Below are 12,706 nucleotides of genomic sequence, written 5' to 3'. Positions count from 1 at the left end.
GGACCAGATCCGCGACAGGCAAGGTCCGCAGCGCAATCTCGCCCGGCCTTCGCGGGCGGCGGCGTCGGAAGCCGTGCCACCGGACAGGCGGCGATGGACGGGTGTGCCGGGGCCGACGAAGTGTCAGGTTGGGTGCACCACCTGGGGTGGTCGGCGCGGGCGGGGCCGGGTCATGGGCGGCTCCACCGGACGAGCACCCGGTCACCTCGGGGCTGGACGGGGTGGAACCCGAGCCGCCGGTACATGGTGGCGACGCTGTCGTCGCGGGGGTTGGCGATCAGTGCCGCGCCGGGAGTCGGTATGGCGCAGCAGCTGCCGGACGGGCACGGTGGCCGTCCGCCGGTCGGAGCTGCACGCCGCCAGGGTATGGACCCCGAGCAGTGGCGTGCCCCGCCGACGGGCCTCGGCCCGGGCGGCGCGTCGTTGGACCGGGGCGATCGACCGTACCGCTGCAGCCACGGACGCCAGTACCAGGACGGCCGTGACCGCATCGAGCAGCAGACCCACCAGGACCAGCACCGCGCCCAAATCCGGCCGGCCGCGGCCGCAGCGGCGAGCGGGACCAGCAGCGGCCCACACAGCACGGTGAACGCCACCGGTGTGGCTGCGGCCGATGCCAGCATTCGACGCCAGGACAGCGACGCCGGCTCTCGCACACGGACAGCGACCGCGGCCGATCGGTGGCGGGCGGCCAGGGTCCGGTCGGCACGGTGACCGATCAGTGTGATCATCGACAGTGGCCACGTCACCGCGCAGGCGATGAGCCCGAGCACTGGGATCTGGACGAGCGCACCACCGAACCGGCGTGTGACCAACCATCCCAGGGCGGGAAGAAGGTCACGCCACCGCGGCAGCAGCTCGTCGGGAACCAAGCATCGCGCATGACGCATGCCCGCGTTAACTCGCCGCCAGCGTCGGTCGAACGGCGGCGTTGACTCCGCAGGGGTGGCCGTATTCCAGCGGACAGGTTGGTCCGGCTATCCGAACCGGCCCTCGTGGCTCCGTGGCAGGTGCGGTGACCGCCCGGTCCGCTGGCGCTGCCGTGGAGATGCTTGAGGTTAGCCCGCGCCGCCCACGCCCAGATGCGTAGCCAGCAGCCCAACGGCGAGTGCCACCCGCGCCGTCTCACCCGTGCCGAGCCGGGGCGAGACCACGAAGCGACGCTCTGCCCGCTACGGAGCCGGGATCAGCCGGCTTGACGGGGTCCGGAGGTCGCCGGTTCGGCCCGGGCATGGTCCGGGGCGCATCCGTCGGATCTGTGGCCGGTTCGGGCAAGAACGGACGTATCGCTCTCGGTATTGCATCGACAACTGTTTGTGGAGAAGATCTGGTTCTCGGCCCTGCGGACCTGGAGCGTTTGTGGTGTCTGATCGGTGGTTGTCGTTGCCCCCTGTCCCGTTCCGGTCCCGATGGAAAGCCCGCTCGTGGACTGCCGGCATCGTTTCGCTCGTCGTCGTGGCGGGCGTTTTTGCTGTTCCGGACCTTGCCGCGGCGGCCCCGTCGGATCCGGGTAGCCCGGGCGGTGGTGGGAAACCGGTGCCGGTGTCGCCAGTGAAACCAGCGAAGGCCGCGTCGGTGGACATGCCGAAGTGGCGGCCGCCGACCTCGGCGTGGCCGGCCGGAGGCACCGGCGTGGTCGCGGTGGACGCTTCCGCGGCGGGGGCGGCGAAGGCGGCACCGTCGGCCACGGCCCGGGCGGTGGGGACGGCACCGGGTGGGCTGCCCGTGGTGGCCCGCGCGGCGATCGACACGGCCGGATCCAACGACGCGCTGCGTCCGGGTGCCAGGCTTCCCGGTGACACGCCGGCGTCGCTTCGGATCACGGTCGCCGATCGCGGCACGGCCGAGGCGGTCGGTGTCGACGGTGCGCTGTTCACGGTGGAGCGCGGCGACGGCCGGGCGGCGTCGGCGACGGTGGCGCTGGATGTGGACTACTCCGGGTTCGCCGCCATGCAGGGTGGTGACTATCCGCTGCGGCTGGGCCTGGTCGAGTACCCGGCGTGTGTGCTGACCACGCCGGGGGTGAAGGAGTGTTCCCGGCACCGGCCGGTGCCGGGAGCGGTGAACGTGACCTCGGCGCAGGTGGTGTCGGTGGACCGGCTGCCGGTGTCCGGCGACACACAGGGGGCGCCGCAGGTCGCTGGCGGGTTGCGGGTGTTCGCCGTGGTGGCGGCAGCGTCGGGGACGGCGGGTGACTATTCGCGGACGTCGTTGGCACCGACGTCGTCGTGGGCGGTGGGGGAGCAGGGTGCGGACTTCTCCTACACGTATCCGTTGAAGGTGCCGCCGTCGGCGGGTGGGCCGGCGCCGGATCTGAAGGTGTCGTACTCGTCGGGTTCGGTGGACGGGCGGTCGTTGCGGGAGAACTCGCAGTCGTCGTGGGTGGGGATGGGCTGGGAGTTCAATGTCGGCTACATCGAGCGGCAGTTTCAGTCGTGCACCGACCAGGGGCTGGGCTACCAGGATCTGTGCTGGTACAGCGACAACGCCACGATGGTCTTCGGTGGCCGGTCGGTGCGGCTGATCAAGGTCGGTGACGACGAGTTCAAGGCCCAGTCCGATGACGGGTTGCGGATCGAGCGGCTGTGGGTGGGCGGTAACGACACCACGTCGGGTGAGCACTGGCGGGTCACCGACCTCGATGGGGTGCAGTACTACTTCGGCCGCGGCTACAACATGGACTCCGACCGGGAGGACACGTCGAAGTGGACCTGGTCGGCGCAGCGGGTGCCGGTGTACTTCAACACCCCGGGTGACCGGTGCTACCGGACGACGTCGATGTATGACAACCGGTGTTACGAGGCGTACCGGTGGAACCTGGACTACGTCGTGGACCCGCGCGGGAACTCGATGACGTACTTCTACGAGCCGTACCAGGGTTCCTACGGTGGCATGCTCGGTACCCATGACGACTCGTGGTACACGATCACGACGACGTTGGAGCGGGTGGAGTACGGCACTCGGATGGGGGAGGAGTGGTCGCAGCCGGCGCCGATGAAGGTGAACTTCACGCCGTCGGTGCGCTGCCCGGAGGATCTGGTGTGTCTGCACGAGGAGGAGAACTGGCCGGACACGCCGTGGGATCTGTTCTGCGCCGACACGACGCCGGTGACTCAGTGTGCGCATTACTCGCCGTCGTTCTGGACGCCGTACAAGCTGGACTCGGTTCAGACCGAGGTGCGCAACACCACGGGCGGGTATACGCCGGTGGACCGCTACCAGTTCGACTACACCTATCCGGGCACCGGTGACCACGTCGCCCCGTTCAACGGTGAGGATGACACGTCGCCGGCGTTGTGGCTCAACGCGATCACCCGTACCGGCAAGGTCAGCGGCCCGGGGGTGTCCGGCGGCCAGGTGACGGCGCCGGCGGTGCTGTTCGGCGGGAACAAGACGAACAATCGGGTGGCGTGGGGTGACAACGCGGGTGGGGCGCCGCCGTTGATGCACTGGCGCCTGAGTCTGATCGACAACGGTTCCGGTGGGCAGACGCGGGTGTGGTACAAGCAGCCGAACTGTTCGGCGACCGCGGCCAATCCGGCGTATCCGTCCACTGAGGACAACCGGATGGCGTGCTGGCCGCAGTACTACGAGGGTAACTGGGTGTGGTTCCACAAGAACCTCGTCGACACCGTGGTCGAACACGACCTGACCGGTGACGGTGAGGACGAGGTGTGGCGTTACGACTACGCCGGTTGGGGTTCCAACGTCGCGGCGCTGTGGGCGTTCGACACCAACGACATCACCCCGGAGGATCGCCGGTCGTGGTCGCAGTGGCGCGGCTACCCCGTCGTGACCACCAGCCACGGCCCCAACGGAGGCCCTTACGAGACCACCCAGGCGCTGTTCTACCGCGGCATGAACGGCGACCGCGGCCCGAACGGGTCCTGGCGGTACACCACCATCACCGACTCCCAAGGCACGGTCGCCGACTCCAGCTTCCTCGCCGGTACCATCCGGGAACGCACCACCCTGGACGACGGTGACGTGGTCGCCTCGACCGTCTACGACCCGACCTGGACCCACCTCGGCGGGAGTTTCCCTCTCGACATCTGGCGTCACCGCGTCGGCATCACCCGGGCCCGCACGTTCCTCGCGCACAGCAACACGTGGCGGTGGACCCGCACCGAGAACGGCTACGACTCCTACGGCCAGGTCAACGCGGTCAAGGAGTTCGGTGACGAGGCGGTGACCGGCGACGAGACCTGCACCTCGACCGACCACGCCTACAACACCACCAAACATCTGATCAACGTCCCGTACCGGGTGCTCACCCGACAGGGGGCGCAGTGCGCGCAGGCCAACACGCTGCTGGCCGAGGCGCAGACCTTCTATGACGGCTCCACCACCCTGGGCGCCGTGCCGACGTACGGCCTGGCGACGAAGTCGCAGCAGCGGATGACCGCCAGCCCCGCGACGTGGGCGGTCACCGAGACCGGCTACGACATGCACGGCCGGCAGACCTCGGTCAAGGACGCCCGGGGCAACACCAGCACCATCGCCTACACCCCCGCCACCGGTGGGCCGGTTCTGGAGATGAGAACGACCAACCCGGCCGGCCATGCCACCGTCACCACCCTCGAACCTGGCCGCGGTCTGCCGGTGACCGTGACCGACCCGAACAGCCGCGTCACCACCTCGCACCACGACGCGCTGGGCAGGCTGGTCAAGGTGTGGCGGCCCGGCCGCTCCATCTCGGCAACCCCGGACGTCGAGTACGTCTACGCCTACTCCGCCACCGGGGCGAACTCGGTGGCGACCAGGCGGCTGGGCCCGACCGGCAACGTCATCACCTCCTACGACCTGTTCGACGGCCGCATGCGGACCAGACAGACCCAGACCCCGAACGCCAGCAACGGCCGGGTCATCACCGACGTCGTCTACAACGACTACGGCCGGGCCGCCAAGACCTCCACCATCGACGCAGCCGGCGCCCCATCGGCGACACTGGTCGGGTTCGACGACGACGACGTGCCGTCCCAGACCCGCCTCAGCTACGACCTCCTCGGCCGCACCACAGCGGAGCAGCTGTGGTCGATGGACGTCATGAAGTGGCAGACCACGTACGCCCACGACGGTGACCGGACCACCGTCACCCCGCCGTCCGGTGGCGCGTCCCGCACCGAGTGGGACGCGCACGGCCGCACCACGAAGCTGCGCGTGTACGCCAACGCCGCCGCGACCGGGACCCCCGAGACGACCAGCTACGTCTACAACCGCCTGGACGCGCTGACCACGGTCACCGACCCGGCCGGCAACGTCACCACCTACGGCTACGACCTCGGCGGCCGCCGCACCAGCACCGCCGACCCGAACACCGGCGGCAGCAGCACCGTCTACAACCCGGCCGGCGACGTCCTGTCGAGCACCGACGCCCGTGGGCAGAAGATGTCGTTCGAGTACGACAACCTCGGCCGGGTCACCCACCGCTGGGCCGGCGAGGTCAATACCGGCACCCGGCTGGCCTCCTACAGCTACGACAGCCTCGCCAAGGGCATGCTGACCTCGTCAACCCGGTACGACGGCGACGCCGAGTACACCACCACCGTCGCCGGATACACCGACGGCTACCAGCCCACCGGCATGTCCACGACGATCCCGCTCGCCGAAGGCGTCCTGGCCGGCACGTACAGCGTGTCAATGACCTACAACGAGTACACCGGTGCTCCGGCGACCCTGACCTACCCGGCCCAGCACGACGCACCGGCCGAGACCCTGACCTACGGCTACGACGCCCTCGGCAACCCGACCACCCTGGGCGGCCTGGCCACCTACGTATCGGCGACCACGCTCACCCCGCTCGGGCAGCTGTCCCAGCGCCGCTACGGCGCCCTGACCGGCACCGGGGCGATCAACCGCAACTACACCTGGGACCCCGCCACCGGCCGACTCACCGCCGCCTACACCAAGTACTCCCAGAACCCCGAACCGCCCGGACCGGGCTTCCAGAGCGACTCCTACACCTACACCCCGACAGGTGACATCACCGCGATCAAAGACAACACCGACGGCCAGTCCCAGTGCTTCACCTACGACCCGCAGCACCGCCTCACCCAGGCCTGGACCGCCACCGACAACTGCACCGCCGCCCCGACCACCACCGCGATCGCCGGCTCGGGCAAGTACCCGTACTGGGACTCGTGGACCTTCGACAACGCCGGCCGCCGCGACACCGACACCCGCCGCACTCCCGCCGCGACGACGAACCGTGACTACAACTACCCCGCCACCGGGACGAACGCGGTCAGGCCGCACGCCATGACCTCGGTCACCAAGACCGGCACCGGCGCCGGCACGGACACCTTCACCTACGACAACGTCGGCAACATGGCCACCCGCACCGTCAACGGCGTCCAGAGCACCTACACCTTCAACAGCGACAACCAGTTCGCCCAAGCCGTCGTCCAGGCCCCGGGCGGTAGCCAGACCACCCGCCACCTCTACGACGCCGACGGCGGCCTACTCATCCGCCGCGAACCCGGCGCCACCACCCTCTACGCCGCCGGGCAGGAGTTCCGGTCCGCCGGCGGCACCGTCACCTCAACCCGCTACTACAGCCACGGCGGCTCCACCATCGCCGCCCGCACCACAAGCGGGTTGACGTGGCTGGCCGCCGACCACCAGGGCAGCGCCAACGTCGCCGTCAACGCCACCACCGGCGAAGTCCAGAAACGCTGGTACACCCCCTACGGCGCCGACCGCGCCACCCTCACCTGGCCCGCCGCCACCACCGGCAGCTGGCCCACCGACCGTGGCTTCCTCAACAAACAAACCAACACCTCGACCGGCCTGGTCGACATGGGAGCCCGCGAATACGACCCCAGCTACGGCTTCATCAGCCCCGACCCACTCACCGACACCGCCAACCCGGCCGCGTTCAACCCCTACGCCTACTCCGGCCACAGCCCCATCACCCGCTCCGACCCGTCAGGCCTCGACCCCGGCGGCGGCCAGGCCTGCGACCCCAGCGCCGGCGGTGTACCAGGGCAGGGAAACTGCTCGAAGTCCTGGGGCGTGGTCAACCATCCGATAGTCGCAAACCCCCAGAGAGCGCCTAACAACAGCGGAAGCGCCGGAGGCCTGACGCAGCAGCAGAAGGAGGACTACGAAAAGGCCAAGAAGATCAAGAACCAGACCGCGCTGGACCTGATCCTCCAGCACGGCCTCAGCTTCCTCCTCGACATCCTAGGCGTCACCGACATCATCGACTGCTTCACCAAAGGCAGCGTCGGAGCCTGCATCAGCGTCGCCGCCAACGCACTCCCCATTACCAAAATCGGCTCCATGATCGGCAAGATCGGCAAGGGCCTCTGGAGGGCCTTCAAAGCCTGGAAAGCCTGGAAAGCGGCCACCAAGTGGGCCGACGACATCATTGCAAAAACCGATGACCTACTCGCCAAGGCAGTCAAGAAAGCCGACGAAAGCCCATCTGCGACGTGTGCCACTCGGCACAGTTTCGACCCTGATACTCCTGTCCGGATGGCTGACGGCACCGATAGGCGCATCGTAGACGTCAAGGTTGGCGATTCGGTCCAAGCTACTGACCCTCAGTCCGGCAGAACGTCGGTACAAGTAGTTGTCGCAACGCACAAAAACCTCGACGTTGAACTCACCGACGTAACCGTCATCGGCAAGGACGGCGTCGCCACTACGATTCAAACCACGCCGAGCCACCCGTTCTGGGCTGCAAACGTCGGACGCTGGGTCGACGCCGCAGACCTCACGGCCGGAACGGTATTGCTCACCGCGGACGGAAGTCGCGTCACTGTCGCCGTCGTCCGAACCTTCGCAGGTCCGAAGTGGATGCGCGACCTCACAGTCAACAACGTCCACACCTACTATGTCGTCGCTGGTAACACCCCAGTGCTCGTGCACAACACCGGCGGGGAAGAGTACCTCTATCGCGGCGTTCCGTACGGACATCCTGGACTAGAACGGGCTCAACGTGGCATCGCGACTCCGTGGGGTGGTCATGACGATCCGGATTGGCATGCTGGAGGAAGGACCCAGAGCAATTTCACGTCGTGGACTACCGATCCGGATATCGCACTTGATTTCGCGAGGGACGGCAACGGGCCTGGCACGGTTCTCCGGGTGAGGCGCTCTGACGTCGCTTCGCAGATCGTCGATGCGCACTATCCGTACGAGGAGGGGGAGGTGACGATTCGCGGTGAAGTTACAGGCGCCGACACACGATCCAGCGTTACCGGTTCGGAGTTTTCTGGCTGCTGACCCCGCGTCTCATGTAGCTTGATTTTTAGGGTGGTTTGGGGTGTGGGCGGCCCTGACGATCAGTTGGCAGTCCTTGGTTGATCATTCTTCTTGTCTATGGGAAGCGTGACTACGGGCCGAGGGCTGTCGATGATCAGTGTTCACGATCCGTTGGTGGGTAAGGCGTTGGGGAACCTGCGCCGGTTCAGGTGGGACTTCTACGCCTGTCTGATCGCGCGGTCGGATGCTCTTCGACTTGGCCGATGCGGTGCTGTGAGCAGACGGGTTGGTGCGGTCGCTGGCCGAGCTGTCCCTGGTCGGAGAACACCGCCGTGGTCACAGCTCGGCCTATGCGGTGATCGCCGACGGGCGCATCGATGTGGAGCGGCTACGGACGGCGTTGGACGGTCTGCCGTTGCCCCGCGCTGGCGACGGTCGGCTCGTGCTGGCCGTGGACATCACCTGTTGGCTGCGGCCGGAGGCGCGTACCTCGCCGGAATGGATCCTGTGTCACACCTACGGCCGCGGGCCAAGGGCCAGGCGGTCATGATCCCGGGGTGGCCGTACTCGGTGATCGCGCGTTGGAACCCGGCCGGTCGTCGTGGACGGCGCCGCTGGACGTCCAGCGCCTGGCTGGCTACGGTCGCGAGAACGGGCACCACTTGGTCGCGGCTTGGGGAACCATGATCGGTTGAACGGTCATGTCCGTGGTCATGAGAACCGGCCGCACTAGTTGATCAAACTGAGCCCTCGATGGCCCGGCGCCAGCGTTCGCCGGTCAGGCCTGCTCTCCTTCGCTTGTCGACCACAGCTCGAACGGCGTCGAATCTGAGCAGCGGGCAGTTGAGGCACCGGTTGCAGCCGCGCTCCGGCGGTCCGGTCGTCGGGGAACGCCGGTCGCGTGCCCTCACACGCACGGATGCCAGGCGACCCACAGGGTCACCTGGGAAGATTCGACGACGCTCGGCCGCCCGAGAACGGTGGTGTCGGAACTCGCGACCACGGACATCTGTGAGTTCGCGGGTGCGGTCGATACTCGCGAACAAGTGGTGCCCACATCCACGACCAAAGCCACCTGGCCCAGGGGCGCTGATGCGGCAACGGTCACCGCCGACCAGTGGCTACCGGTCAGCCGTTGGCAGACTCGGTGCCTGGTAGCCGCTGACGGGTGAGCACTCCCCAAATCCTGGACCGAAGCCGAGTCCTGGGGTCAGAGGGTGCCCTGCCAGTGGTCGGGAGACGAAACGGCTGATGGGTGTCGTGCCCACGAACGCAGTGTGAGCACTGGTCCACTAGGGCGCTGTCGTCGTCCGCGGGCTGCTGACATCGACCCGTGGCAGAGCGGAGACCGTAGTGCTGTTCGTCGGCGACGACTGGGCGGAAGATCACCACGGTGTGGAGGTGCAGGACGAAAAAACGGCCGGGCGGTGCGCACGGCCCGGTTGCCCGAGGGCGTGGACGGGATGGCCCGCTTCCATGAACTCGTGGGCCGGTTTCTGCCCGACGACGGGGGCCTTCCTGGGTGCTGGTGTACATCGAGACCGACCGCGGGTCGTGGGTCGGGGCGCTGATCGCTGCCGGGTACCAGGTCTACGGGGTGAACCCGAAGCAGGCTTCTAGGCATCGTGGGCTCATGTCGTTGTCTAAAGGTTACTGTGCGTCGACGCCCTCGGGAAATTCGATAGCGAGGGCGCACAGGTCGTCGATGAGCCTGCGGCAATCATGTGGATTCTCGGGATTCCCGTGGGTCTCCGCGGCCCAGGTCTGCCATAGACCGCCCTCGGTCAGAAACCGTTCGGCATCCGCCGTTCCCAGCCGGTCATCGAGGTGCAGCAGCGCTCCGACGGCCCATGGCTGGTCGTATCTGAGGTCGGGTTGCGGCAGGTACCGATCCAGGTATCTGACCAGTAGAGCAGCGTCTGCGGGCGTGCCGAAACTGGCTAATGCGAAGCAGTATCCCTGGCCGGCGTATACAAATTCGCTGTCCAGCAGGTTCGCTCCGATGAGGTCACGGAGGCGAGCCCGGCGTCCGATGCCAGCTAGGAATGCGGCGGTGAGTCGTGCTCGGTAATCGCCTTCAAGGAGCACGATAAGCTCACGCAGCGTGATCTCGGCGGCCGCTGCGCGGAGCGACCGTACGAACTTGTTCCGTTCGTCGTCGCTGAAGCGCAGGAATCGGGCGCCGTGCAAAGCCATGTAGCGACGGCCAGGGCGAACATAACGGTCAACCGCTGCAGTCAACTCCGGATCGCTCTGGATGGGGCGCATGGGGACATTCTGCCAGCGTTAGCTACCAACGGATATGTATCAGGGCCTCCAACTTACCGGGGTGGCTCAGTCTTGTTGTCTAGGCTGACCGTCCATCGTTCTCAAAGAACCTCGGACCGTCCGACACTCCAGACTCAATCTGCAGGGTGATGGCTCAACACGACCAGCCAGCAGATGCCGCTGGAGGCGTGCGGCTCCGTTCGGTCGATGAACTGTTGTTGCGGAGGCAACCCAGTCGGCAGGGTGCGCGGCTTGGGGGTCTGGGTTATGCGTCGACGGGCGGTCGACCAGCCACATCCTGTTCCAATCGTTGAGTCGTGGTGCCACCGGGTTGGACCACATAGCAGAACCCAGCGAGGCAGGGTCCCTGAACATCCGTTGGAGAAACGACATTTGTCCGCCGGTTCAGCCGCCTAACGGGCCGGTCAGTCGGTCCATTCGGGCCCGCCGGAAGAGCGTCGGAGTGGGCGAGGTGCCACTTCGATGCCTTGCACGGCTCCTATATCGGCATCGAGTGGTGATTGTGGGCCGAAAGTCCTACACAGCTTCGACTTCAGAGCGCCGCTGATCGGCCTGTCAATCCAGTCCGTGTGGTGCCCTGCTGCTGCGGGCGGGACTCGGCCCGCAGCATGCCAAGTGGACTGCAGCGATGGGAACGGATCGTCAGCTGAGGAGCGTCAGGCCGTTCAGTTCGTCTCCAACCGGCCAGGCCACACCGGATACCTGCAGTCGGTACGACGGGCCTGTAGCTTGAGTGGCTGTGGACGACAGCGGACAGGCCACACCGGCACCCGACGGCGGGCGACAACCGGCAGGCGCGGACCCGTCCGCGCACCGGGCCAGGGCTGCGGCAGGACCTGCGCCGTTCGGGTCACCCTGGCCCAGGCGCGCGCGTTGTGGCCGCAGTGGGAGGCCGCCCACAACGAGCGCCGCGAGGCCGGCCGGCGGGCGGCCACCCGACAGGTTCGGCAGCTACACCTTCGCCGACTTCCTGACCAACGCCCGCGGTGGCCCTCAAGCAGCTCGGACGAAGCCTCACCGCCCGACAGCGGCAGGACCCCGCGCACCGCCTCTTCGACGACGACCGGTCCGGGTGACACGTCTCGTCGGGCTGAAGGTACCGGCCGGGGACGGCAGGGCGCACGGCGGGCCGCAATCTCGGTCATCACGTCAGCTGTCACGCGAGCTATCACCTCAGCCGTCACGTCGGCGCTCGAGCCGTGGTGCGCGAGGCCGGCTGCGCGGCCGTTCTGCCCGTGGGTGGCGCACGGTAAGCACTGTTATCGTGCCCGCCCTCGCGACCACGCGCCGCACCCTCGAGCCGCTCCGGGGCCGCCGACGACAACACGGGGCGTCATCCGCCACGGCGGCCGGCCGCTGGATGTCCGCCACCACAGCTCCGCCGCTCCGGACGGCGGTGGCCGGGACGGTTCAGTCTCCGGCGCCGCTCCTGATCATGTTTAACAGGAGGGCGTGGACGATGTCGGCCTCGGCCGGTCGAAGGTCGGCGGGCATGGACACGGTCACGACGGCGTCCGGACGGACCGGGATATCGATGGTTCTCCGCGCCGGTTCCGAGGCAGGCTGCGGGGCGGCGAGTCGGGAGTAGCGGCGGGATGCGCGCCGGCGCCGCCAGTCGGGTCTGCCGGCGAGCCACTCGAGGTACCAGCCGCGGCCGGTACGCATCCGGGCCTGGTACGAGCCGACCGAGCTCAGTCGCATGCCGTCCTGGCGGCATCTCTCGGCGAGAACGTCGATGTCGACGTCGACCACCGGGCTGTCGTCTGGCACATCGAGTCGGCCGCAGACGGCCCGCCACGCGCTGCGGACGTCCTCGACGCTGCCTCGGGCCAGACCCCACTGCTCAGCGGTGGACTCGACCCACCGTAGGAAGATCAGCAACCCCTGGATGTCGCCGGCACGTGCGCCGCCACCCGGATAGCCGGCACCGTCGGGGTCAAGGTCCGGGCGGATGTCCGACGGCCCGACGGCGAGGGCGCCGTCGCCGGCGGCCTGAGTTGTGGGCTGGTCGGTGGACGGTGGTGTCACGTGGTGATTGACGCTTGCCGTGGGCACTGCAGGCAAGTCGCTGGACGAGTGGGAACGGCCGGGCACGGACCCGGCCGTCTCGCCGCTGTGTCCCGACGGCTGCCGGCACCCCGCCGGTTCAGACAGTCGACGAACAGTGGTCCGCCCTGAGGTCCCCCGCTTTCGCGGACTCCGTGAA

3 protein-coding genes and 1 pseudogene are annotated in these 12,706 nt (G+C 67.8%); 2 read left to right on the top strand and 2 right to left on the bottom strand.

The features are described from left to right. Positions 1-1,551 precede the first annotated feature (1,551 nt). Both Voc01_RS51810 and Voc01_RS54525 read left to right on the top strand, forming a co-directional pair. Positions 1,552-8,232, top strand: a complete 6,681-nt coding sequence (locus tag Voc01_RS51810) for a polymorphic toxin-type HINT domain-containing protein (RefSeq protein WP_203935189.1) — start codon at positions 1,552-1,554, stop codon at positions 8,230-8,232. Between the two features lie 129 nt (positions 8,233-8,361). Then, positions 8,362-8,846 (top strand): annotated as a pseudogene (locus tag Voc01_RS54525) (transposase); the annotation flags it as partial. Positions 8,847-9,861: 1,015 nt separating this feature from the next. On the opposite strand, the gene Voc01_RS51800 reads toward Voc01_RS54525, so the two are convergent. Both Voc01_RS51800 and Voc01_RS51795 read right to left on the bottom strand, forming a co-directional pair. Next, complete coding sequence (locus Voc01_RS51800) at positions 9,862-10,479, bottom strand: DUF6000 family protein (protein ID WP_203935188.1); 618 nt, start codon at positions 10,477-10,479, stop codon at positions 9,862-9,864. Positions 10,480-11,910: 1,431 nt separating this feature from the next. Continuing rightward, entirely contained in the window at positions 11,911-12,528 is a 618-nt protein-coding gene (locus Voc01_RS51795; protein WP_203935187.1) for a hypothetical protein, read from the bottom strand. Between the last annotated feature and the right edge of the window lie 178 nt (positions 12,529-12,706).

The sequence above is a fragment of the Virgisporangium ochraceum genome (assembly GCF_016863655.1).
GTDB classification, from domain to species: Bacteria; Actinomycetota; Actinomycetes; order Mycobacteriales; family Micromonosporaceae; genus Virgisporangium; species Virgisporangium ochraceum.
This window is presented reverse-complemented; position numbering and strand designations above follow the sequence as displayed.

Coding starts and splice junctions, on each gene's coding strand:
- Voc01_RS51800 (WP_203935188.1), bottom strand. CDS start 10,479: ATGCGCCCCATCCAGAGCGATCCGGAGTTGACTGCAGCGGTTGACCGT.